This window comes from Rhodoferax sp. (assembly GCF_012927445.1).
Taxonomy (GTDB): Bacteria; Pseudomonadota; Gammaproteobacteria; order Burkholderiales; family Burkholderiaceae_C; genus Rhodoferax.
This window is the reverse complement of the sequence record NZ_JABBPD010000001.1, coordinates 139,498-163,329: the sequence shown is the minus strand read 5'-3', so window position 1 is coordinate 163,329 and position 23,832 is coordinate 139,498. Positions and strand designations below refer to the sequence as shown.

The window sequence follows — 23,832 nt, the reverse complement described above, 5'->3', positions numbered from 1 at the left end:
AAGAGATGATTAACCGTATCCCTTGGGGGGAATCAGTTTGGTGGGAGTGGCGTCAGGCCGACAGCGCCTTTTTCAAGCCGATCTTCGAGTTCGCCGATGTAGGCGCTGAGCGTATTGCCTGATTGTTCGATGCTGAGGCGCATATCCCGCTCAAGCTGGTCCAGCCGTCCCAGCACGATGGTCCTTGATTCCGTGTCCAGACTGGCTCGTTGCTTCAGTCCCTGTTCCAGGAAGTTGCGAAGTTCAGTGAAACGTGACGCCTCCGCTTGGTCTGCAAGCTCCCGATTGGTCTTCAGCTCTTTTGCATGATTGCGTGCCTCCAGGAGCACTGAAGTCTGCAAATAGACCACGTAAGCAAGAAACAAGACCGTGAGAAAGACCAGCACGGCCAACATGATCAAGCCGAGTGGCGCCTGAATGACGGCAATGCCCAGCGACAGCGTGGTCGCGGCCGTGAACGTGCTCCAGTTGAGCGCAGCGAACGCCGCAATTGCGCCCAAAAGTATCAGCAACAAGAGTGTGCGAGCTTTCATGGTGAGTAGCCTCCTATTACGATGGTTCAGTGCACAGAGAATTCGACACCGGAACTTTCTTATAGCACCAGTCAACGGTTCCGCAAACTGGGTGCATGGGAAAACACGCTTCAGCCCGTCAGGGCTTTAGGCCAGGCGGCGAGGGCTGTTTTACACTGAGCCTTTGCCTGATTCAAAGTTACCCGTGACCGCCCGACCTTCTCCTTCTTCTCACCAGCCCTTGGCCGAGCGCCTGCGCCCGCAGCGCTTGAGCGAGGTCATCGGCCAGCAACACCTGCTGGGCGAGGGCATGGCGTTGCGCATTGCGTTCGAATCCGGTCAGCCGCACAGCTGCATTCTGTGGGGCCCGCCGGGCACCGGTAAAACCACCATTGCGCGCCTGATGGCCAACGCGTTTGACGCGCAGTTCATCACCATCAGTGCCGTGCTGGGCGGCGTCAAAGACATTCGCGAGGCGGTCGAACAGGCCCAGATTGCGCTGGGGCAGGGCCGGCGCACCATTGTGTTTGTGGACGAGGTGCACCGCTTCAACAAAAGCCAGCAGGACGCTTTTTTGCCGCATGTGGAGAGTGGTCTGTTCACCTTCATCGGCGCCACCACCGAAAACCCTTCGTTTGAAGTCAACTCCGCCTTGCTGTCACGCGCAGCGGTGTATGTGCTGCAACCGCTGGCGCCGGAAGATCTTGAACGAATTGTGGCGCGGGCCCATGATATTGGTGCGGTACCAGCTATTGAAAAGATAGCAATTGACCGGTTGATCGCTTACGCCGATGGCGATGCCCGGCGCCTGCTGAACACGCTGGAAACACTGGCCGTGGCCGCCACCCAGGAAAAGTTGACCGAGATCACCGACGTCTGGCTGCTCAAGGTGCTGGGCGAGCGCATGCGCCGTTATGACAAGGGCGGCGAGCAGTTCTACGACACCATCAGCGCCCTGCACAAATCGGTGCGGGGCTCCGACCCCGACGCCGCACTGTACTGGTTTGTGCGCATGCTCGATGGCGGGGCCGATCCACGCTACCTGGCGCGTCGCCTGATCCGCATGGCCAGTGAAGACATCGGCCTGGCCGACCCGCGCGCCTTGCGCTTGGCGCTTGATGCCTCCGAGGTGTACGAGCGGCTGGGCACGCCCGAGGGCGAGTTGGCGCTGGCCGAGTGCGTGGTGTATCTGGCGGTGGCCGCCAAATCCAATGCCGTCTACAAGGCCTTTAACGAAGCCAAAGCCTTCGTTAAAAAAGACGGCACGCGCCCGGTGCCGATGCACCTGCGCAATGCGCCCACCAAGCTGATGAAAGAGCTGGACTATGGCAAAGGCTATCGCTACGCGCACGACGAAGAAGGCGGCTTTGCGGCCGGTGAGCGCTACCTGCCTGATGGCATGGCATCACCCGGCTTTTACCGTCCGGTGGAGCGGGGCCTCGAGCTCAAAATTGCCGACAAGTTGCGCCAGCTCAAGAAGCTGAATAATCAAAGCGGCTGATGGCGGTTAAGACTTGCTGATACTGGGTCTGCCGCAAGGGTAAACCCCGTCGGGCGCAGGGCATTGATCGGGTGCCCCCTCGCTACAATCGCGTCCAACTCTCTGTCAGAGAACGCCATCCAGGGCGCTACGTTGGCAGGTTTATTGCTAAAGAACTGGTAGAGCTCACAAGGCCGCACCGCTCGTCAACAAATCGCTGACACAAGCGCCGGCCAAAAATCGGAGAAGTTTATGGATACCTTCATACAGCAGATCATCAACGGTCTGGTGTTGGGCAGCATGTATGCCCTTGTCGCCTTGGGCTACACCATGGTGTACGGCATCATCGGCCTCATCAACTTTGCCCATGGCGAAGTGCTGATGGTCGGGGCCTTGACCAGCTGGACCATCATCGGTCTGATGCAGGAGTCGATGCCGGGCACGCCAGGCTGGCTCATTCTCCTGATCTCCTTGATCATCGCCTGCGTGGTGGCGGCCGCCCTCAATTTTGTGATCGAAAAAGTAGCCTACCGGCCACTGCGCAACAGCCCCAAACTGGCGCCGTTGATCACCGCCATCGGCATGTCCATCCTGCTGCAGACGCTGGCCATGATCATCTGGAAGCCCAATTACAAACCCTATCCCACCCTGTTGTCCCGCACACCGATCGAGATCGGCGGCGCCGTGATCACGCCGACGCAGGTGCTGATTCTGGCCATGACGGCCGTGTCGCTGGCGATCCTGATGTACGTGGTGAATTACACCAAGTTAGGCCGGGCCATGCGGGCCACCGCCGAGAATCCGCGGGTGGCGGCACTGATGGGCGTCAAGCCCGATATGGTGATTTCGGCCACCTTTTTGATTGGTGCCATCCTGGCGGCCATTGCCGGGGTGATGTGGGCCGCCAACTACGGCACCGTGCAGCACACCATGGGCTTTTTGCCGGGTCTGAAAGCCTTTACGGCGGCGGTGTTTGGCGGTATCGGCAACCTGGGCGGCGCGGTGCTCGGCGGCATTTTGCTGGGCTTGATTGAATCGCTGGGTGCTGGCTATATCGGCCAGCTCACGGGCGGCGTGCTGGGCAGTCATTACTCGGATATTTTTGCCTTCATCGTGTTGATCATCGTGCTGACGCTGCGGCCCTCGGGCTTGCTGGGTGAGCGTGTCGCAGATCGTGCCTAAGGACCGTTATGAAGCAACAACAAAAAATCTTCCTCTTTCTGCTGGCTGCTGCGGGCTTGCTGATTTTGCCGCTGCTGCTGCAGGGCTTTGGCAATGCTTGGGTTCGCATTGCCGACATGGCGCTGCTCTATGTGTTGCTGGCCCTGGGGCTCAACATTGTGGTGGGTTATGCCGGTCTGCTTGATTTGGGTTACGTGGCCTTTTTTGCCATTGGTGCCTACATGTACGGCCTGCTGGCCTCGCCGCATCTGACCGAGACTTTTCCGATGATTGCGGCCATGTTCCCGGATGGGATGCACGCACCCATCTGGGTGGTGATCCCGGCGGCTGCACTGATTGCGGGCGTGTTTGGCGTGCTGTTGGGCGCGCCCACGCTGCGTTTGCGCGGTGACTACTTGGCCATCGTGACCTTGGGTTTTGGCGAAATCATCCGGGTCTTTTTGAACAACCTGGACCATCCGGTCAATATCACCAACGGCCCCAAGGGACTGAATCAGATTGATTCCATCAGTTTCTTCGGGTTTGAACTGGGCAAGTCAATCACCATCGGCGGCTTTGAGTTGGCGTCGGTGTCGCTCTACTACTACATGTTTTTGGCCTTGGTCCTGTTCAGTATTTTGATTTCGCACCGGCTGCAACTGTCCCGCGTCGGGCGAGCCTGGATGGCGATTCGCGAAGATGAAATCGCTGCCAAAGCGATGGGCATCAACACCCGCAACCTGAAACTGCTGGCCTTCGGCATGGGCGCGACCTTTGGCGGCGTGTCGGGTGCCATGTTTGCGTCGTTTCAGGGCTTCATTTCGCCCGAGTCCTTCAGCTTGATGGAGTCGGTGATGATTGTGGCCATGGTCGTGCTGGGCGGCATCGGGCATTTGCCGGGCGTCATTCTGGGGGCCGTGTTGCTGTCGGCCTTGCCGGAGGTGTTGCGCTATGTGGCCGGGCCCCTGCAATCGATGACCGATGGCCGACTCGATGCGTCCATTCTGCGTCAGCTGCTGATTGCGGTGGCCATGATCAGCATCATGCTGCTGCGGCCGCGGGGCTTGTGGCCTTCGCCCGATCATGGCAAGTCGCTGCAGAACACGAAATGAAATCGGAACGAACATGACAGACACTGTACTTAACGTCTCCGGCGTTTCCAAGCGATTCGGTGGCCTGCAGGCCCTGAGCGATGTCGGTATCAGCATCAAGCGGGGTCAGGTCTATGGCCTGATCGGGCCGAACGGCGCGGGCAAAACCACATTTTTCAATGTGCTGACCGGTCTCTACACGCCAGACAGTGGCCGCTTTGAGCTGGCGGGCAAGACCTACCAGCCCACGGCGGTGCATCAAGTGGCCAAAGCCGGGATTGCGCGCACGTTTCAGAACATTCGCTTGTTCTCTGAAATGACGGCGCTGGAAAACGTCATGGTGGGGCGCCACATCCGCACCCATTCGGGCTTGCTCGGCGCCATCTTTCGCACCCCTGGTTTCAAGGCCGAAGAGGCCGCCATTACCCAGCGTGCCCACGAGCTGCTGGACTATGTCGGCATTGGTAAGTTGGCCGACTACAAAGCCCGCACCCTGAGCTACGGCGATCAGCGTCGGCTGGAAATTGCCCGCGCGCTGGCGACCGATCCGCAACTGATTGCACTGGACGAACCCGCCGCCGGCATGAACGCCACCGAAAAGATCATGTTGCGCGAACTGATTTCCAAAATCCGCAATGACAACCGCACCATTTTGCTCATCGAGCACGATGTGAAGCTGGTGATGGGTTTATGCGATCGTCTGACGGTGCTGGACTATGGCAAAAAGATTGCCGAAGGCACACCGGCCGAAGTGCAGAAAAACGAAAAAGTAATTGAAGCCTATCTGGGCACCAGCGCTCACTGAGAACAAATATGACAAACATTCTTCTCAAAGTAACGGGCCTCAAAGTGGCGTACGGCGGCATTCAGGCCGTCAAGGGCGTGGACTTTGAAGTGCGCGAAGGCGAGCTGGTATCGCTGATCGGCTCCAACGGCGCGGGCAAAACCACCACCATGAAAGCTATCACCGGCACCCTGCCGATGAACGATGGCGACATCGAGTACCTGGGCAAAAGCATCCGCGGCCAAGGGCCGTGGGATCTGGTGAAGCAGGGCCTGGCCATGGTGCCGGAAGGGCGCGGCGTATTCACCCGCATGACCATCATTGAAAATCTGCAAATGGGTGCCTACATCCGCGACGACAAGGCCGATATTCTGGTGGACATCGAAAAGATTTTTACCATCTTCCCACGGCTGAAAGAACGTTGCCAACAACTGGCCGGCACCATGTCCGGTGGCGAGCAGCAAATGCTGGCCATGGGCCGGGCCTTGATGAGCCGCCCCAAAGTGCTGCTGCTGGACGAGCCGTCGATGGGGCTGTCGCCGATCATGGTTGACAAGATTTTTGAAGTGGTGCGGGATGTGTATGCGCAGGGCGTCACCGTGCTGCTGGTCGAGCAAAACGCCAGCCGCGCATTGGCCATTGCCAATCGCGGCTACGTCATGGAGTCCGGCCTGGTCACCATGACGGGCGATGCCAAAGAAATGCTCAACGACCCCAAGGTACGGGCCGCCTATTTGGGCGAGTAACTCTGTGCAGCCGTAGCGCCACGTTGACCATGGCGCCGTGTACGGGTTTTACTACGCTGTTGGCCCAAAGGATGGGACTTCAAGCTGAATGGTCCAGATGATGTTTGGAGTTTCCAGGGGATAGTGAGCGACTGTTTCGCAGCGGGAGCAGACGGTCACCATCTGCTGCTTTGTGGAAGTTCAATCGCAAGTGTTTGGCCTGCAGTTGGGCCACCTACGCCTTGTTTTTGAAACCCAGCAAATTTTCGACAGGTCTCACTCGCTAAATTAAATGATAGGCGGCCAAATTTCGATCGAATCACAATGCAGACGGTCACATCCAGATGGCTTGCTCTACCGCATTTCGAATTCGGCGAGCTTTTGAGTCTCCAATTTGCGGTAGCTGCTTGAGACCTTCAACGGAGACTTTAACGACGTCTTCAACCGTGTTAAGTTTGGCGTTTTGAAGGGATGCAATCATCAACGGGGTCAGCCCATAGGGTATGGCGTCGCTGACCGCTAGATCAGATATTGGTAACGATAGGATATCCAGCTCACTGTCATCGAGTTGTTCTGGACAACTAAACTTTTGCAATTGAGAGTTTGGCGGATACTCAACAAGCTCTTCGTTCGATACCGTGACACGAAGTAGGCTCGCAATTAGTTCATACGATAACGTCTTTCCAGGTATCTGCTCAAAAAGTGGACCTAGACTAAGGGCATATCTTGGCCCTCGGCCCGATGCGCTTTTGGTTAGAGAACGCGACGCCTCTCGTTTTGCTATAAAGCCTGAGTACTCCAATATTTCAAACACTTTCCCAATTCGTTGGATATGCTCGCGGTGAACAATCATTGCGTTCACCCCACGTTTGCCACAGTCATCAAAAATAATTGGAGCAATTTGTTCTGCGACGCTAAGCAAAGGCTTGTACCCACCCAGTTTTGTTTGAAGCTCTTCCAATGCAGGATAGAGGTAGTCGCTAGCCAACCATTTCAGGCCTTCGCCAACCGACTGCACCGTAATCCGCGGATAGGCGCCAAGATGCGTGCAGAGTGCATTGAACGCGCGCACGTTACCGAGTACTGCTCTGCCGAGCAGCAAAGCCAATATGGGTAGCAGCTTTGTTTCGGATCTCGAAACTAGTTGCGGATGCTGGGCGTCTAAGAGCCGACTAAAGAATTCCCCAAAGTCAGGTGCCCTCTCATCTCGCTGCGCCTCCACAACAGTCGCATCGCTGTAGTAGTCAAAGCGCGCACCAAATTTCGTAACGCCAGGATATATTGCTGCTTTACAGGAAACAATATTTGAAGAAATAGTGCGGAAAAAATCGAAAAATCCCGCGAGTGACGTCTCTCGCCCAATGTGTGCTACGTCGTCAAACATGATGACAATACGACGCTGCAATTTTGCGCCCAACGTGCTTAAAGCCACATTCAATTCAGCGATTGTTTTTACGGATTCGAGTTGCTCAGGGCATTGCATGCCTCTATCCACGACTTCCTTTTTAATCAGTTCTGCAACAAAAGGTACCAAGACAGGTAAATACTCATCTGCCTTAGCTGACAGTAAAGGGAAGTGGCGAAGACTGATATAAGCTGAAAACGTGGTTGACTCAGTGCTTCTGATTCGCAGGTGCGCTTCCAGCATGTAGGCACTCTTCCCGCTTCCGCGCGGTCCTCTAAGCAAAACGGGCCCTGGCACAATAAGACGGCGTATGACTTGTTCATCTGTTTGCGAAAATAGATGAAACTGGCCGAACTCGGCGGCAGTGAAATCCTCAGATGCAATCCTCATTCCAATTTCATCGATAGATATCATCATTTTTTCTCAGCGGTGATTTGATTTTCAAATTTCTGAAGCGCCAGCAACGCGGTTTTCGCAGGCAGAGATCTCGAAAAGAGCGGGCTAACGTGGGAGGCCGTGGCAAGCAATAGCACAAGCATGTAGCAGTCCTGCATGTATTGTTGGACTGATGCTTGATCAAAAGCAGTGCTGTCATCGAGCAAATACTCAGCATGAACGCCCTTCGATAAGCTGCTGTACACCCGAGCGAGTTGCCCTTTTATCCAGTGAAATGGATTCTCCTGAGCGCTAAGTTTACGAAGCCACTCAGACTGGGTGATTTCTGCGTCCGCGAGCCAACTTAGGCCTGGCTCAATCGCGACCTCTCCAAAGTGCCACCCGAGAAAGCTTCTTTCCACCCCTTTATCAAGATTGTTAGCACACCATATGGTCCCAGTGGGCGTTTTTCTGTTTGGAAGAATGTCACCTGTCCAAGATACCGACGACGAGTTCTGCCGCCCTAGTTCAAAGGAGATATCTTTTTGGTTCTTTCTTGCGGCAATCACACGAAGAGGATCGAGTCTCGCGAGCAATGCTGTCAACGCCAATTCGAGGAACTTTCGCGCAAGAAATGGAAATACAGCCGATGCCGGTAAGCCTGATTTTTTCCCCGCTACTATTTGAATTTGTGGATGCAATTCGGCAAGATCAGCTCTTAGTCTGTCAACTAGACCTGAATAGTCGTTGTCAACATAGGGGGTCCCTTTTATCGGCAATCCACAAATTAAGTCTTCGATACTGGGAATCGCTTTTTTTGTTTGGCGTAGGGCCAGTTTTTGTGCAATCCGAACATGAAATGTTTTGTGATTTACATCGTTAAAGCTTGATCTTCCGTTTCGTTTCACGCGAGTCCCTTTGTTTTCTCTACACGAATTTGAATCATCGAACAGTACATCTGAGGGGGCTTGGGAAAAGAGATTTCTATTCCTTGTTGGAACAGATAGAAAATTCAACTGTATGAGACCAAGTATCGCACCGTCGATCAGCGATGCCATATTTGGCAAATTCACCACAAATACACTGGCTCTGCGATCAATTACGGGTACGTCCGGTACGCCATGTGCAACCCCGGCCGCAGCAATTCTGAATCGCCGGCTTGGACAGCCTGTCACTAGTTGATGCGCTGATCGACCTCGTAACTAGGACCATTTGATCCGTTAGATCCCAATCAGGCTGTGCATTCACACCCACCGGCACATCACAGTTGTCCCGCAGCGGTGGCCCACGCGCCAGAGTGATATGCGGGGCTTGGGCATCCACCTCGATGTGCTTGCTCCGGAATCTTGTGCACTTCGGCACCGTTTGTGATGAACGCGATCAACCCTATCTGACCACCGCATACCGGGTATACCAGCAAGAACACCTCATAGATTCGGACAAGCAGTGCGATCCAGAGGCAATGCAGTGATGCATCGGCGGTGGAAATAATGGCCGCCATACTTGGGTTGAGCTACCAATGCCAGTGTCGGCTATGAAGCGAGCAGTTTTGATAACTTTATGTCGTTTCCCAGTCTGAAACAGCCATTAACCAATCCGTTAGAAGCCACCCCAGGATTAGATTTTTAGGTTTTCTTGAATCAACAGCCTAGTAATCCCCCATGCACATGAAAAAGCCCGCTTGCGCGGGCTTTTTTGACTGACCAATCAGCTGTTTTCTATTTGGCGTCAGGCGTTGGTTGGGCCTGATCCTCTTCGCTCTTCTTGTATGCCTTGGTGCGGGGAATCTTGGCGTCGATTTTCTTGCCAGTTCGGGTGACGGCATCCGCCGCAGTTTTGACGCCTTTCTTGGTGGCGTCTACGGCTTTGCCGCCTGCTTTTACCGTGGCTTTGGCTGCTTTCTTGGTGGCGTTTTCAGCCCGTTCGACAGGACCTGGCGCGCTTACTTCGGCTTTGTCTGGGGCGGCCGCGCCCTCGGCAGCTTGTGCAAAGGCAGACGTGCTCCAACTGGCAGCAGCCAGGACCGTCATCGCGGACAGCATGCGGAGGGTGAATGCAGATAACTTCATGAGCAGTTCCTTGGTAAGTTAAGAAACTCAAGTATGACCGTGTTTCCGATTATTTAACGTTTTTTGCGGTGTTCATGCCCGGGTTTTACATCGGCACACGCTTGCAACAGAAAACTCACAAATGCACGACAAGTCGCTGCATTCCATAATCGGTGCAGCGTCCGTTTTGCCCCCCAAACCTACTCTTCATCCTGTCCACGCCATGAACCCTGTCACCCACCCGCGCGAGTTTCTTGAACATCTTTATGACGTGGCCGTGCGGCGAGCGCTGCCGCTGCACAACACGGCCGCGTTCCTGCCGCCACCGCCCAAAGGCAGAACCCTGGTGCTGGGGGCCGGCAAGGCCGGTGGCGCCATGGCGCAGGCGGTCGAGGCGTTCTGGCCGCCAGATGCGGCGCTCGATGGTTTGGTGGTGACGCGCTACCAGCACATTCCACCGCGCCCGCCGGGCCTGAAACAGCGCATTGAAGTGGTGGAGGCCGCCCACCCGGTGCCCGATGCCGCCGGACTGGCTGCCACTGAGCGCATCTTGGCGCTGACGCAAGGCTTGACGAAAGACGACCTAGTGCTGTGCCTGATTTCGGGCGGCGGCTCCGCTTTGCTCACGCTGCCCGCCGCAGGGCTGACGCTGGAAGACAAGCAGCGCATTAACAAAGCCCTGCTCCACAGTGGCGCCAACATTGCCGAGATGAACTGTGTGCGCAAACACCTCTCCCGCATCAAGGGCGGGCGTCTGGCCCAGGCCTGCTTTCCGGCGCGGGTGGTGACGCTGACCATCAGCGATGTACCCGGGGATGACCCGTCCATCATCGCCAGCGGGCCGACCGTTCCGGATGCCACCAGTTGCGCCGATGCGCTATTAATTTTGAAGCGCTATGGCATTGATGTGCCTGGGCCTGTGGCCGATTTACTCCAAAGTGGGGCGCTGGAAACCCCCAAACCCGGTGACCCGGCCTTTGCCGGGCATGAAATTCACCTGATCGCCACGCCCCAGCAGTCGCTGGACGCTGCCGCGGAGGCGGCCCGCGCCGCCGGTGTGGCGGCTTACATCCTGAGCGATGAAATGGAAGGCGAATCGCGCGAGGTGGGCAAGGTGCATGCGGCGCTGGCGCGTGCCGTGGCGAACAAAGGGCAGCCGTTTCAACGCCCCTGTGTGATTTTGAGTGGTGGTGAAACCACCGTGACGGTGCGGCCCCAGCCACCCGGTGTGGCGCGTGGGCGCGGTGGACGGGCCGGGGAATTCTGTCTCGGGCTGGCCCAGGCGCTGCAGGGGCAGCCGTCAGTGTACGCGCTGGCGGCCGACACCGACGGCATTGATGGGGTCGAAGACAACGCCGGCGCGTGGGTCGAGCCCAACACGCTCAGCCGGGCGCTCGAGAAGGGACTGAAAATTGACGCCTATCTTGACCGCAACGATGCCTACGCCTACTTCGCCGGTCTGGGCGATCTGGTCACCACCGGGCCGACGTTCACCAATGTGAATGATTTCCGCGCTGTGCTGGTTTTGTAAGTGTTACCGCAGGGTTATTTGATTTCGCTCAAGGTTTAAAGGGGGCAAGCACGTCACAGTCAAGCCCATGTTCTCTGACCAAACCCCTCCTTCCTCCGTTGATAAACAAGTTGTTGCGCGGGGGGGGTCTTTGCTCAGGCGTGCGGTTTCCATGCCGTGGGTTTATTACCTGGAGTCGGGTCGCGTCGCCTTGGGTGTGATGGACGGTGACGTCATGGAGCACCAATTGGGCGTGGTGGTTGGCCCCTGCTGGCTGGAGGCGACATCGGCGGTGCTCAATCTGCCCAATGCCGTCGATGCGGTGGCGGAAACCGAAGTCTGTTTGCGGCGTGTGCCGGTGGCGGAGTTTCGTCGTTCGCTGGCCGACATGCCAGAGGCTGCCCAGGCCGTGTTGCACGATGTGGCCCGGGCGCACCGCCAGCAGACCGAATTGGCGGTGAGCCGTCTGGCAAAAGATGCCGAGGCCCGCTGCGCCGAGTGGCTGCTGCGCCATGCGCAGACTGGCGACCAAGGGGTGATGGCCGTGTTGCTGCAGCAGCGCAAGCGGTCCATTGCCGCGCAGTTGGGCATTGCGCCTGAGACGCTGTCCCGCGTGTTGCGCCACTTGCGCGAGCGCAGCCTGATCAGCGGCTCGGGCCGGATTCTGAATCTGGTGGACCCGTCAGGGCTGCGGTCGCTGGCGGGCGTGTGAGTTAAGCAGTTAAGCGGCAACCAGTTTGCCGCTAACTAGGTCGCGGTCACGCGCGGGCGCGACTTCAAGTTCAACTGTCCAGCAAGGCCCGCAACACATTCTCTGCCGTCGCCGGCGCAATTAATTTCACCACCTGACCATCGTCGCGTGCCTGCGCCACCGCGTCGCGCAGCGCCTCGTACACGCTGATCGCCAGCATGAAGGGCGGCTCGCCCACCGCTTTGGAGCCAAACACGTTGTCTTCCCGGTTCGGTTCGGGCCAGAGATCGATCTTGAAGTGTTCCGGCACATCGCCAGCGGTCGGTATTTTGTAGGTGCTGGGGGCGTGCGTGCTCAGCGCACCTTCTTGGTTCCACACCAGCTGCTCGGTCGTTAGCCAGCCCATGCCCTGCACAAAGCCGCCTTCAATCTGGCCGATGTCGATGGCCGGGTTGATGGAGCGACCGACGTCGTGCAGGATGTCGACTTTCAACACGCGGCTCTCGCCCGTCAGGGTGTCGATCGCAACTTCGGTACAGGCGGCGCCATAGGCGAAGTAATAAAACGGCCGGCCGGTCAAGGTGGCCTTGTCGTAGTGGATTTTGGGCGTGCGGTAAAACCCGTCACTCCAGAGCTGGATGCGGTTGGCGTAGGCCAGTTTCACCACCGCGTCAAAGCGGCGCGTGGTGCTGGGTGAGAAGACCTGGCCGCCTGCAAACTGGATGGCGCTGGCGTCGCAGCCATCCAGCCCACTCACAAAGGCGCTCAGGTTGTCGCGCACCTGGCGCGCCGCAAACTGGGCTGCGCGGCCGTTCAGGTCGGTGCCGGCCGAGGCGGCGGTGGCCGAGGCATTGGGCACCTTGCTGGTGTCGCTGGCGGTGGTCAGCACGCGATCCAGGGACACGCCCAACTCGTCGGCCACAATTTGCGCCACTTTGGTGTTCAGGCCTTGCCCCATCTCGGTGCCGCCGTGGTTCACCTGGATGCTGCCGTCGGTGTAAACGTGCACCAGCGCCCCGGCCTGGTTGAACAGCGTGGCCGTGAAGGAGATGCCGAACTTGACCGGCGTGATGGCGAGGCCGCGTTGGATCACCGATTTGGAGGCGTTCCATGAAGAAATAGCCTCGCGCCGCCGTCGATACTGCGCGGACAGCTCTAATTTTGATAGCAGAGGCAGCAGGATGTTGTCTTCCACCGGCATGCCGTAGTGGGTGGTGTTGCGGGCCTGGCGCGGGGTGGTCGCGCTGCCGCTGGTCAACTCTTCGCTGTACAGGTTGCGCAGGCGCACCGCCAGCGGGTCCAGCGCCAGATGGCGTGCGATGTCGCCCATGATTTTTTCAATCACGATCATGCCTTGCGGCCCACCAAAGCCGCGAAACGCGGTGTGGCTCTGGGTGTTGAGTTTGCAGCGGTAAGACGCAATCGCCACGTCTTCCAGAAAGTAGGCGTTGTCGCTGTGGAAAATGGCGCGGTCGGCCACCGGGCCGGACAGATCGGCGCTGAAGCCACAGTTGGCGGCCATCATCAGTTGCAGCCCGCTCAAGCGTCCCGTGTCGTCAAAACCCACGGTGTAGTCATAGGCAAACGGGTGGCGTTTGCCGGTGATCAGGAAGTCATCGTCACGGTCCAGCCGCAGCTTGATCGGGCATTTGAGTTTGTGGGCGGCGATGGCCGCCCACACCGCCAGATGCCCAGCTTGCGTTTCCTTGCCGCCAAAGCCACCGCCCATGCGCCGGCATTCCACGCGCACGGCGTGGTTGTCCAGCCCCAAGGCGTGCGCCACCCAGTGTTGCACTTCGCCCGGGTGCTGGGTGCTGGAATAAATGAGCCACTGGTTTTGCTCCTGCTGCAACACGTAGGCGACCTGGCCTTCGAGGTAAAAATGTTCCTGGCCCCCGACTTCCAGCGTGCCGCTCAAGGTGTGCGCTGCGCGGGACAAGGCCAGTGCCGCGTCGCCGCGCTTCACAAAAACGGGCGGCAGCACATAACTCTGTGCAGCCAGCGCATCCTGGATCGTCAGAACCGCGGGCAGGGTTTCGATATCGAGTTTGACCTGGCGCGCGGCGTGGCGGGCCTGCATCACGCTGTCCGCCACCACCACGCCAATGACCTGGCCGATGTGCTGCACCGTGTCCGTGGCGAAGATCGGTTCGTCTCCGGCAAAGGCCGCCAGCATCGGATCACCGGGAATGTCCCGCGCCAGAATCACGCCGCGCACACCCGGCAGGGTCAGCGCAACGCCGGCATCAACCCCGCGTAACTTGCCGTGCGCGACGGTGGAAAGAATCGGTGCCGCGTACAGCGTGCCCCGCACCTCGGGAATATCGTCGACATAGGTGGCAGCGCCGGCCACCTGGGCTACCGCGCTCTCGTGCGCGGGGGAGGTGCCGCAGACCGGCGCCAGCAGTGGTTGGGATATGTTCATGTGTTTTCTCCGGCCAGCGTGAAGGCGTCGAGGTTGATCTGTTCCATTCCCTGGCTCTCCAGCCAGAAGCGCTGCAGCAGATTGCCCAGCACCTGCACCCGGTAGCTGGCGGAGGCCCGCATGTCCGAGATCGGCGCAAACTCACCGCGCAGGGTGCTGATGGCCTGTTGCACCGTGTCCAGCGTCCAGGCTTGGCCGAGCAAGGCCGCTTCCGTTTGGAGCGCCCGCACGGGGGTCGCGGCCACACCGCCGACGCCGATGGAGGCTTGCGCCACTTTGCCATCTGCCAAATGCAGCTTGATCGCCAGGCAGACAGCCGAGATGTCGTCGTCAAAACGCTTGCTGATTTTGTAAACCCGCAACAGCTCGCCCGGCGTCGCTTTGGGCACCTTGATCCAGGCCAGCACCTCGTCCGCCGCCAGCATGTTTTGGCGGTAGCCGGTGTAGAACTGTTCCAGCGGCATGGCCCGATGGCCCCGCTCGCTCATCAGCACCACCTGGGCGCCGAGCGCAATCAGCAACGGCATCGAGTCGCCAATTGGGGAGCCATTGGCCACGTTGCCGCCCAGCGTGCCCGAGTTGCGCACCGGCAGCCCGGCAAAGCGGGTGGCAAAGGTGTGCAGCTGGGGCCGGTCGGCCACCAGGGCGGCAAAAGCGTCCGTCAAGGTGACGGCGGCGCCAATCGCAATGTGGTGCGGGTCGTCTTCAATGTTGCGCAACGCCGGCACGCGCGTCACATCCAGCACCTTGGCAAACTGCTTGTGCAGTTTGTTGATCCACAGCCCCACATCGGTGCAGCCCGCTACCAACTGGGCATCGGGGTGTGCCGCCCGGGCCGCCAGCAGGGCGGGCAGGGTGTTGGGTGAAATATACAAAGAATTGGCCTCTAGCCCCCGTCCTGTCTGCGCAAGTAGCTCTAATTTTTGTAGCAAATCGGATTCGTCCAGCGGCACCGCGGGCAGCTGGGCCATGTGTTGTGCGGCGTCCAGAATGGGCCGGTAACCGGTGCAGCGGCACAGATTGCCTGACAGCGCTTGCTGTGCCAGTTCGCGGGTCACGGTGTCCCCCAGGGCGACGTGGTTTTGGTACAGGCCAAACAGGCTCATGACAAAACCGGGGGTGCAAAAGCCGCATTGACTGGCGTGGCAGTTCACCATCGCCTGTTGCGCCGGGTGCAGCGTGCCGCCCGTTGCGGCCAGGTCCTCGGCCGTCCACAGCGCCAGGCCATGGACCGAATGCGCCAGGCGGATGCAGCTGTTGACGGCGCTGTAGTGGATGCGCTGGTTTTCGCCCTTGCCCTGCGCTTTCCCCAGCACCACGGTGCAGGCGCCGCAGTCGCCTTCGTTGCAGCCCTCTTTGGTGCCGGTGCAATGCAGGTCTTCACGCAACACCTGCAGCAGGGTGCGGGTGGGCGGTACATCGCGCAGCGAGACAATTTCGCCACGCCGCACAAATTGGATGACTGGGTGGTTCATGGGCAGGTCCTTGGGCGCGAGGGTCATAAAAAAGCAGGATGAAGTACTCGAAGTGAGCGTTGCTGTTTAGGCTAGCATAGGACCTCGGTCCCGGCGAAAGCAAGCAAGGTTTGCGCCCGGCCGATGCAGGGCGACGGTCCTCCTTTTAATTATTCTGGCATCAACTTTGCATGTGATGGCCATCGGCCGATACTGTGACCCAAAATGAAATCACCCGCTCCATGACAAGCCCCCGACTGCATCTGGCGGGCATCACCAAAAGTTACCCCGGCGTGGTGGCGAACCGCGACGTGTCGCTGACGGTCATGCCGGGCGAGACCCATGCGGTGCTGGGCGAAAACGGCGCCGGTAAATCGACGCTGATGAAAATCATCTACGGCGCGGTCAAGCCGGACGCCGGCACGGTGGTGTTCAATGGCCGCCCGGTGCTGATTCGCAACCCGCAAGAAGCCAGGGCCTTGGGCATCAGCATGGTGTTTCAGCATTTCAGCCTGTTTGACACCATCACGGTGGCCGAAAACGTCTGGCTGGGCTTAAGCAAGCGCTTGAGTCTGGCCGAAGTCACGCACAGCATCGCCGCCAAAGCGTCGGAATACGGGCTGGACATCGACCCCAGCCGACCGGTGCACACGCTGAGCGTGGGCGAGATGCAGCGGGTGGAAATCATCCGCGCCCTGCTGACCAACCCGCAGCTGCTGATCCTGGATGAGCCGACCTCGGTGCTGACACCGCAAGCGGTGGAGAAGCTGTTTGTGGTGCTCAAAAAACTGGCCTCTGAGGGCTGCAGCATTTTGTACATCAGCCACAAGCTGCATGAAATTCGCGAGTTGTGCAACGCCTGTACCGTGCTGCGCGCCGGCCAGGTGACCGGGGTCTGCAATCCGGCCCAGGAGACCAACGCCTCCTTGTCCAAAATGATGATTGGTGCCGAGCCGCCCTTGCTGACGCGGCGCGCGCCCAAGGTCGGCGTGCCGGTGCTGCAGGTGCAAGACTTGACGCTGGCCCGCGAAGACCAGTTTGGCGTGGACCTGGACGGCATCACGCTGGAGGTGCGGGCGGGCGAAGTTGTCGGCATTGCCGGGGTGTCCGGCAACGGCCAGAAAGAATTGCTGTACGCCCTGTCGGGCGAAGATGTGCGCTCAAGTCCGGGGTCAATCCGGATCGGGGCGGTCGATGCGTCGCGCCTGCATCCGGGGGGACGGCGCAAGCTGGGCCTGCATTTTGTGCCGGAAGAACGGCTCGGTCGCGGTGCGGTGCCGACGCTGGGGCTGGCGCACAACCTGTTGTTGACGCGCCATGAAGCCATTTCCAGCCCGCGCTTTGCCGGTGGCTGGATCAAAGTGCGGCAACTCGAAACCCATGCGGCGCACATCATCAAACGCTTCAACGTGAAAGCGGGCGGCCCCCGCGCAGCGGCACGTTCGCTGTCGGGCGGCAATTTGCAAAAATTCATTGTCGGCCGTGAAATTGATGCCCAGCCCACCCTGTTCATCGTGTCGCAGCCGACCTGGGGCGTGGATGTGGGAGCGGCAGCACAGATTCGCGGCGAAATTCTGGCCTTGCGCGATGCCGGCTGTGCCGTGCTGGTGGTCAGCGAAGAACTGGACGAGTTGTTTGAACTGAGCGACCGGCTGCATGTGATTGCCCGCGGCCGGCTGTCGCCCGCGGTACCGATCGGGGACGCCAGCGTGGCAAAAATCGGCGCCTGGATGAGTGGTTTGTGGCACGAGGAGGTGCAAGAACACTTGGCTTCTCTCGCCCCAACTGATTTGGTCGGAGGTCAGCATGCTTAAGCTGGAAGCCCGGCCGCAACCCTCCAAACTGTGGAGCTTGGCCTCGCCCGTGCTGGCCTTGCTGGTCACGGTCCTGATTGGTGTCGTGCTGTTTGTCGCTTTGGACAAAGACCCGGTGAGCGGACTACAGATGTTTTTCTGGGAGCCGATCCGCAGCGCTTATGCCCTCGGTGAATTGACCGTCAAGGCCACGCCTTTGCTGTTGATCGCCCTGGGGCTGGCGGTGTGTTTTCGCTCCAACGTCTGGAATATTGGCGCCGAAGGCCAGTATGTGCTGGGCGCCATTGCCGCCAGCGGCGTGGCGCTGCTGGCGGACAAAACCACCGGCAGCTGGATTGTGGTTCCCATTATTCTGGCCGGTGTTTTGGGCGGCATGTTCTGGGCCGCCATCACCGCCTGGCTGCGGGATCGTTTCAACGCCAACGAAATTCTGGTCAGTCTGATGCTGGTGTATGTGGCGGTGCAGGTGCTCAGCTACATGGTGTCCGGCCCCTGGAAAGACCCGCAGGGTTACAACTTTCCGCAGACCAAAACCTTCGATCTTGTGACCCGCATTCCACGCTTGTTTGACGGTTCGCGCGTCAGCATTGGCGTGTTTCTGGCGTTGATTGGCGTTGTCGGAATCTGGATATTTTTGTTTCGCACCCGCGCCGGCTTTGCCCAGCAAGTGGGGGGCCTGGCCCCGGCGGCGGCCCGTTATGCCGGGTTTTCTTCACGCCGCGCCTTGTGGGTGGCCTTGTTGGTGTCGGGCGGCATGGCCGGGCTGGCGGGTGCCCTTGAGGTAGCCGGGCCGATTGGACAGCTGACCTCTTATGTGCCGGCCGGCTACGGTTTTGCCGCCATCATCGTCGCCTTTGTCGGGCGCTTGCACCCGGTGGGGATGGTGTTTTCTGCCCTGCTGATGAGCATGTTTTATATCGGCGGTGAACTCGCACAGTCACGTTTGGGATTGCCCAAGTCGCTGACTGGCGTGTTCCAGGGCTTGCTGTTGTTCACCTTGCTGGCGTGCGATACGCTGGTGAATTACCGGTTGAAGTGGAAGAAATGATGGAATCCTACGCCTTGCTGATCGCCGCCACCCTCAACGCTGGCACCGTGCTCGCCCTGGCCTCGTTGGGGCTGTTGATCAACGAGAAGGCCGGCATCGTCAACCTCGGCGCCGAGGGCATGATGTTGTGCGCCGCCATCGCCGGTTTTGCCGCCGTCGTCCACACCGGCAGTGATGTACTGGGGTTTGCCGCCGGCATGGGCGCGGGCGCTTTGCTGGCCCTGATTTTTGGGGGGCTGGTGATTTGGCTCAACACCAATCAATACGCCACCGGCCTGGCGGTGAGCCTGTTTGGGGCCGGGTTTTCTGCCTTTGTCGGCATCGGCTATGTGCAGGAGAAGATTCCGGCGCGGCCCAGCTTTGCCATTCCTTATCTGGCCGACATTCCGTTGCTGGGCCCGGCATTTTTTCGACATCATCCGCTGGTGTATTTGACGGTCGTGTTGGCGTTGGGCATGATCTGGTTCTTGTACCGCACCCGTGCCGGACTGGTGTTGCGCAGTGTTGGCGAAAGCCCGGAGTCGGCGCATGCGCTGGGCTACCCGGTGCGCCGCATCCGCCTGCTGGCCGTGGTGGCCGGCGGGGCGCTGTGCGGCCTGGCCGGCGCCTATCTCTCGATTGTTTACACGCCCTTGTGGGTTGAAGGCATGGTGGCCGGCAAAGGCTGGATCGCCCTGGCCCTGACCACGTTTGCCACCTGGCGCCCGGCCCGGGTGCTGCTGGGGGCCTATTTGTTTGGTGGCGTGACCATGCTGCAGTTTCACTTGCAGGGGATTGGCGTGGAGGTGCCCAGCCAATTTTTGACCATGTTGCCCTATGTTTCGACCATCGTGGTGCTGGCGCTTATTTCGCGCAATCCGCACTGGATTCGCATCAACATGCCGACCTCGATTGGCAAACCTTTCTACCCTGGTTCCTGATTTCCCCTGGTTCATCACTGAACTTTTTTCAACCCTGTCGCCACCCCCTCTCAAGAAGGATTTGACATGACTGACCTGCAAAAACGCTCGCTACTCAAAATCGCAGCCCTCACCGCCGTGGCCTCCGCTGCGCTGGTGGGGTGTGGCAAAAAGGAGGAGCCGGTTGCGGCGCCGACGCCTGCGCCCGCCGCCTCGGCCCCGGCGCCCAAGCCGGAGCCGCTGAAGATTGCTTTTGCCTACGTGGGCCCGGTGGGCGACGGCGGCTGGTCTTTTGCGCACGACAACGGCCGCAAAGCGCTGGAAAAAGAATTCGGTGACAAGATCCAGACCTCGTTTGTCGAGAACGTACCTGAATCGGCCGACGCCGAACGCGTGATTCGCGACATGGCCAGCCAAGGCAACAAGCTGATTTTTGGCACCACGTTTGGCTACATGGAGCCGATGCTGAAAGTGGCCGCCGACATCAAGGATGTCAAGTTTGAGCACGCCACCGGCTACAAGCAGGCCGAGAACATGCGCACCTATGACAGCCGCACCTATGAAGGGGCCTATATGGCGGGGGTGATCGCCGGCAAGATGACCAAGACCAACACGCTGGGCGTGGTGGCCTCGGTGCCAATTCCGGAAGTGATCCGCAACATCAACAGCTTCACTTTGGGCGCCCAGTCGAGCAATCCCAAGATCAAGACCAAAGTGGTGTGGGTGAATGGCTGGTTTGACCCGCCGAAAGAAACCGAAGCCGCCACCTCGCTGATGAACGGTGGCGCTGACATCTTGTTTCAAAATACCGATTCGCCGGCCGTGCTCAAGGCCGCCGAGGCCAAAGGCAAGCGCGCTTTTGGCTGGGATTCCGACATGACCGCCTACGGCCCGAAAGCGCATTTGGCGTCTGCCGTGATCAACTGGGGTCCGTACTACATCAAGGCCACGCAAGAAGTCCTGGACGGCAAATGGACCGGCGGCTCCCACACCTGGTGGGGGGTGAAGGAAGGGGCGATCGATCTGGTCTCCATTGCAGAAGACGTGCCGGCTGAGACCAAAGCCCGGGTGGATGAAGTCAAAAAAGGCCTCGCCGATGGCAGTTTTGTCATCTGGAAAGGCCCGATTGCCGACAATACCGGCAAGATGCAGATTGCCAAGGACATGGTTGCTGATGACAAGTTTTTGGGTGGTTTGAACTTCTTTGTCAAGGGCGTCGAGGGCAAGGTGCCTGGCAATAAGTAATTGATTGCAACGGGTCTGACAAGCCGCCTTCGGGCGGTTTTTTTGTTTGGGGCGGCAGCACCTGACTGGATTAGCCGGGTATTGGGGTCGGTTTTTTAATAAGCCCAAACGAATGGATCACAATACCGGGTGTCACCAACTGCGCCGATTCGTGCAGCGTGCGCCTGTTATTAACAACTCTGGAAACATACCATGACCAACCGTCGCGAATTTATTGCTCAAATCAGTTTTGCCAGCACTGCCTTGCTGGCCGGTAACGCTATGGCCCAAGGTGCCATGGTCGCTGAAACTGATGCCCAGGCTACAGCACTCGGCTACAAGGCGGATGCTACCAAGGCAGACAAGGTTAAATTCCCCAAGTTTGCTGCTGGCCAGAACTGCGCCAACTGCGCCTTGTACCAAGGTAAAGCCGGCGCTGCTGCTGGTCCTTGCCCCTTGTTTGCTGGCAAGCAAGTGGCCGCCAAAGGCTGGTGCAGCGCTTACGCCAAGAAGGCCTAAGTTTGGCTCGTTCAGGGCGCTGGAGATAAGGGCTCCCCTGAACCATCAAAGGCACCGTAAGGTGCCTTTTTTTCGTCGCGTCAGGCTGGCTGGCGCATCGTGGTGCATGGTTACGCTTTGAACGGCTCAATGGCGCCCGGTCTGCGTAGCATCTTGTTCACTTCATCCAGATGCAATTCTTCCTGAACGATCATTTCCCGGGCGTATTCCTCAAGCAAGACGGAGTTTCCTTCGGCAATTTTCAATAGATCGTAATAAGCGGCGAGGGCGGTTTTTTCATGGACAAGGCTTTCATGAAGAATGTCGCCGATGTCGTGTTTTTCCGTTTCAAGCAGGGCCCCAATCTTCAAAGAGGGGTGGCCGCCCAGCAAAGTCACCAGTTCGCCCGCCTTGTGGGCATGGTCAAGACCTTCTTGCGCATTGCTTTTGAGCCAGGAAACGATCGGAATGCGGTTGTAGCCGTAAACCATGAGCGAGTAATGCGTGTATTTCACAACGCCTGCCAGTTCCAGCTCCATGATGCGGTTGAGGGCGTCAATTGCGATTTGATTCTTTGCGTCGTCCATGTTGTGCTCCAGTAAAGTTAAATCGGATCCATATTCTTAAGCATTCAGACCATTAAACAAACCCTGTTTTTGCGCTTCCAACTCTTCCGTCATAAACCGCCGTGATGCTGCGACTTGCTTGCGGTATGGCATTTGAAGCAAACCATGAATCCATTTTTTGCAAGGGAGAGCAAGAGTTCATCAGTGGATTCTAAATGAGAATAATTCTTGTCTGTTAATTATTTTTTGATCCAACAGGGCGTGCGTTGGCTTAAGGCCACCCTGCGGGGGTCGACCAGGCTTTGCGATACTCGGGGCATGCAGTTACAAGATATTCTTTTTTCCCAGGGTTTTGGTACCCGCCGCGTGTGTGCTGGCCTGGTTCAGCAGGGTCTGGTGCAGGTTTATGAGTCAAATGAGGCGCTAGCCCCCGTCCTCTGTGCGCAATCAGCTACTGAATTTATAGCGGAAGGCTTGCGCTTTCGGGTCCAGGGCGTGGACTGGCCGTACCATGAAAAAGCCTATGTGATGCTGAACAAGCCCACCAACACGGAGTGTTCACAAAAGCCCTCGACCCATCCCAGCATTTACACCTTGCTGCCGTCGCCGCTGCGTTTGCGGCCGCAAAAAGGTGCGGTGCAGGGCGTGCAGGCGGTCGGGCGGCTTGACCAGGACACCACCGGGCTGTTGCTGTTGACCGATGACGGCAAGTTCATCCACCGCATGAGTTCGCCGCGGCATCATGTGCCCAAGGTGTACGAAGTGACCGTGAAACATCCGCTGGACGAGGTGCAGGTGAACAAGCTGCTGGCGGGCGTGGTGCTGGACGATGACCCGAAACCGGTGCGGGCGGCGGCGTGCGAGGCGGTGTCCAGCCATCATCTGCGTCTGACGCTGACCGAAGGCAAATACCACCAGGTCAAACGCATGGTAGCGGCGGTCAGCAACCGGGTGGAGGCTTTGAGCCGCTCGCAAATTGGCGGCTTGCGGCTGCCCGACGACTTGGCCCCGGGCCAGTGGCGCTGGTTGAGCGAGTCTGATCTGACCAGCATCTCCGCCTGAGGCACCCCGCCCTCTACAATCGGGGCTTCTCCCAAAGAGTGACTTGTTGTGCTGTTTTTCTTCCGTTTTCCTGTCCGTTTTTTTGCCCATTTGTCGACAGCTTTGGTGCTTGGCGGGGCTGCTCTCGGGTCTTTTTCGGCCCACGCCCAGCCCCATCCCATTTTTGTGATGAATTCGCTGGAGGCCAGCGTCAGTGTGATTGACCCCACCAGCTGGCAAGAGACCAAGCGCATTCCGACCGGCAAAGAGCCGCATCACATGTACCTCACGCCCGATGAAAAGTCCCTCATCATCGCCAACGCGCTGAGTGATTCCCTGCTGTTTGTCGATCCGAAAACAGCCGAGGTGCAGCGCACCGTGCACGGTATTCTTGATCCCTACCAGTTGCGCTTTTCACCCGACATGAAGTGGTTCGTCACCGTGGCCAACCGGCTCAACCACGTCGATATTTACCGCTGGGACGGCGTTAATCTGGCCCTGGCCAAGCGGATTGGCACCGGCAAGACCCCCAGCCACCTCTGGATCGATAGCAAAAGCAGCACCGTCTTTGCCACCATGCAGGACAGCGATGAACTGGTGGTCATCGACCTCCCCACCCAAACCCTGAAATGGCGCGGCAAGACCGGCGCCATGCCGGCCGACGTGTTTGGCACGCCGGATGACAAGTTTTTGCTGATCGGCTTGACGGGCGGCGAAGGCGTTGAGGTGTATGACGTTGCCGGGCATGAACCGCGGCTGGTTAAAACTATCAAAACCGGGCAGGGTGCGCACGCTTTTCGCGGCGCCGGCGACAAACGCCACGTCTTTGTTAGTAACCGGGTGGCCAACACCATCAGCAAAATCGATTACCAGACCATGATGGTCGTGGAAAGCTATCCCGCACCCAGCGGGCCGGATTGCATGGACCTGACGGCCGATGGGCATTTCATCTATGTGGCGTCGCGCTGGGCCAAGAAGATGACCGTGATTGACACCCGGACGCGCCAGGTGGTGCGGCAGGTGAATGTTGGCAAGTCCCCGCATGGCGTTTGGACGCTGGATCATGCTGCCCGTCAATAAG

The 23,832-nt window shown here is 58.7% G+C and carries 21 protein-coding genes; 14 read left to right on the top strand and 7 right to left on the bottom strand.

Annotated elements, in window-relative coordinates:
- Positions 1–32 precede the first annotated feature (32 nt).
- Entirely contained in the window at positions 33–533 is a 501-nt protein-coding gene (locus HHJ17_RS00735) for a LapA family protein (protein WP_296500113.1), read from the bottom strand.
- 184 nt (positions 534–717) lie between these two features.
- Here HHJ17_RS00735 and HHJ17_RS00730 point away from each other — a divergent pair, with 184 nt between their 5' ends.
- The 5 genes from HHJ17_RS00730 to HHJ17_RS00710 all read left to right on the top strand — a co-directional run bounded on the left by HHJ17_RS00730 (position 718) and on the right by HHJ17_RS00710 (position 5,774).
- Positions 718–2,013: a replication-associated recombination protein A gene (locus HHJ17_RS00730; protein ID WP_296500112.1), complete on the top strand. Its 1,296-nt coding sequence runs from the start codon at positions 718–720 to the stop codon at positions 2,011–2,013.
- A gap of 231 nt (positions 2,014–2,244) precedes the next feature.
- Positions 2,245–3,174, top strand: coding sequence for a branched-chain amino acid ABC transporter permease (locus HHJ17_RS00725; protein ID WP_296500111.1), 930 nt, complete (start codon positions 2,245–2,247; stop codon positions 3,172–3,174).
- 8 nt (positions 3,175–3,182) lie between these two features.
- Positions 3,183–4,265 carry an ABC transporter ATP-binding protein gene (locus HHJ17_RS00720; RefSeq protein WP_296500109.1) on the top strand — a complete coding sequence of 361 codons (1,083 nt, stop codon included), beginning with the start codon at positions 3,183–3,185 and terminating at the stop codon, positions 4,263–4,265.
- Between the two features lie 13 nt (positions 4,266–4,278).
- Positions 4,279–5,049 (top strand): ABC transporter ATP-binding protein, encoded by a 771-nt coding sequence (locus HHJ17_RS00715; protein WP_296500106.1) that lies wholly within the window; start codon positions 4,279–4,281, stop codon positions 5,047–5,049.
- Between the two features lie 8 nt (positions 5,050–5,057).
- Positions 5,058–5,774: an ABC transporter ATP-binding protein gene (locus HHJ17_RS00710; protein ID WP_296500105.1), complete on the top strand. Its 717-nt coding sequence runs from the start codon at positions 5,058–5,060 to the stop codon at positions 5,772–5,774.
- Between the two features lie 313 nt (positions 5,775–6,087).
- Here the strand turns inward: HHJ17_RS00710 and HHJ17_RS00705 are convergent, their stop codons facing one another.
- The 3 genes from HHJ17_RS00705 to HHJ17_RS00695 form a co-directional block, all read right to left on the bottom strand.
- Positions 6,088–7,575, bottom strand: a complete 1,488-nt coding sequence (locus HHJ17_RS00705) for a hypothetical protein (protein WP_296504661.1) — start codon at positions 7,573–7,575, stop codon at positions 6,088–6,090.
- Positions 7,572–8,591, bottom strand: a complete 1,020-nt coding sequence (locus tag HHJ17_RS00700; RefSeq protein ID WP_296504660.1) for a hypothetical protein — start codon at positions 8,589–8,591, stop codon at positions 7,572–7,574. The genes HHJ17_RS00705 and HHJ17_RS00700 overlap by 4 nt, the downstream gene beginning before the upstream one ends.
- Before the next feature lie 660 nt (positions 8,592–9,251).
- Positions 9,252–9,602 carry a hypothetical protein gene (locus HHJ17_RS00695; protein ID WP_296504658.1) on the bottom strand — a complete coding sequence of 117 codons (351 nt, stop codon included), beginning with the start codon at positions 9,600–9,602 and terminating at the stop codon, positions 9,252–9,254.
- A 202-nt stretch (positions 9,603–9,804) separates the two neighbouring features.
- Between HHJ17_RS00695 and HHJ17_RS00690 the strand changes: the two genes are divergently transcribed.
- Complete coding sequence (locus tag HHJ17_RS00690) at positions 9,805–11,112, top strand: glycerate kinase (RefSeq protein ID WP_296504656.1); 1,308 nt, start codon at positions 9,805–9,807, stop codon at positions 11,110–11,112.
- A gap of 151 nt (positions 11,113–11,263) precedes the next feature.
- The gene (locus HHJ17_RS00685; RefSeq protein WP_296504654.1) at positions 11,264–11,803 is read left to right on the top strand and encodes a Crp/Fnr family transcriptional regulator; all 540 of its coding nucleotides are present in this window, start codon (positions 11,264–11,266) and stop codon (positions 11,801–11,803) included.
- A gap of 70 nt (positions 11,804–11,873) precedes the next feature.
- Here the strand turns inward: HHJ17_RS00685 and xdhB are convergent, their stop codons facing one another.
- Together xdhB and xdhA are read right to left on the bottom strand one after the other, a co-directional pair.
- Positions 11,874–14,207 (bottom strand): xanthine dehydrogenase molybdopterin binding subunit, encoded by a 2,334-nt coding sequence (gene xdhB / locus HHJ17_RS00680; RefSeq protein ID WP_296504652.1) that lies wholly within the window; start codon positions 14,205–14,207, stop codon positions 11,874–11,876.
- Positions 14,204–15,682 carry a xanthine dehydrogenase small subunit gene (xdhA, locus tag HHJ17_RS00675; protein ID WP_296504650.1) on the bottom strand — a complete coding sequence of 493 codons (1,479 nt, stop codon included), beginning with the start codon at positions 15,680–15,682 and terminating at the stop codon, positions 14,204–14,206. The genes xdhB and xdhA overlap by 4 nt, the downstream gene beginning before the upstream one ends.
- Positions 15,683–15,903: 221 nt before the next feature.
- Here xdhA and HHJ17_RS00670 point away from each other — a divergent pair, with 221 nt between their 5' ends.
- From HHJ17_RS00670 to HHJ17_RS00650, 5 genes are all read left to right on the top strand, one after another.
- The gene (locus tag HHJ17_RS00670) at positions 15,904–17,475 is read left to right on the top strand and encodes an ABC transporter ATP-binding protein (protein ID WP_296504648.1); all 1,572 of its coding nucleotides are present in this window, start codon (positions 15,904–15,906) and stop codon (positions 17,473–17,475) included.
- Entirely contained in the window at positions 17,468–18,523 is a 1,056-nt protein-coding gene (locus HHJ17_RS00665; RefSeq protein ID WP_296500090.1) for an ABC transporter permease, read from the top strand. The genes HHJ17_RS00670 and HHJ17_RS00665 overlap by 8 nt, the downstream gene beginning before the upstream one ends.
- Positions 18,523–19,443, top strand: coding sequence for an ABC transporter permease (locus tag HHJ17_RS00660; protein WP_296500612.1), 921 nt, complete (start codon positions 18,523–18,525; stop codon positions 19,441–19,443). Before HHJ17_RS00665 ends, HHJ17_RS00660 begins: the two co-directional genes overlap by 1 nt.
- 66 nt (positions 19,444–19,509) lie before the next feature.
- The gene (locus HHJ17_RS00655) at positions 19,510–20,667 is read left to right on the top strand and encodes a BMP family ABC transporter substrate-binding protein (protein WP_296504647.1); all 1,158 of its coding nucleotides are present in this window, start codon (positions 19,510–19,512) and stop codon (positions 20,665–20,667) included.
- Between the two features lie 192 nt (positions 20,668–20,859).
- A complete protein-coding gene (locus HHJ17_RS00650; protein ID WP_296500086.1) occupies positions 20,860–21,165 on the top strand; it encodes a high-potential iron-sulfur protein in 306 nt (101 codons plus the stop codon).
- A gap of 110 nt (positions 21,166–21,275) precedes the next feature.
- Here the strand turns inward: HHJ17_RS00650 and HHJ17_RS00645 are convergent, their stop codons facing one another.
- Positions 21,276–21,731 carry a ferritin-like domain-containing protein gene (locus HHJ17_RS00645; RefSeq protein ID WP_296500084.1) on the bottom strand — a complete coding sequence of 152 codons (456 nt, stop codon included), beginning with the start codon at positions 21,729–21,731 and terminating at the stop codon, positions 21,276–21,278.
- 297 nt (positions 21,732–22,028) lie between these two features.
- Between HHJ17_RS00645 and HHJ17_RS00640 the strand changes: the two genes are divergently transcribed.
- Positions 22,029–22,772: a 16S rRNA pseudouridine(516) synthase gene (locus HHJ17_RS00640; protein ID WP_296500082.1), complete on the top strand. Its 744-nt coding sequence runs from the start codon at positions 22,029–22,031 to the stop codon at positions 22,770–22,772.
- Positions 22,773–22,940: 168 nt separating this feature from the next.
- Positions 22,941–23,831 (top strand): YncE family protein, encoded by an 891-nt coding sequence (locus tag HHJ17_RS00635; protein ID WP_296500610.1) that lies wholly within the window; start codon positions 22,941–22,943, stop codon positions 23,829–23,831.
- Position 23,832 lies beyond the last annotated feature (1 nt).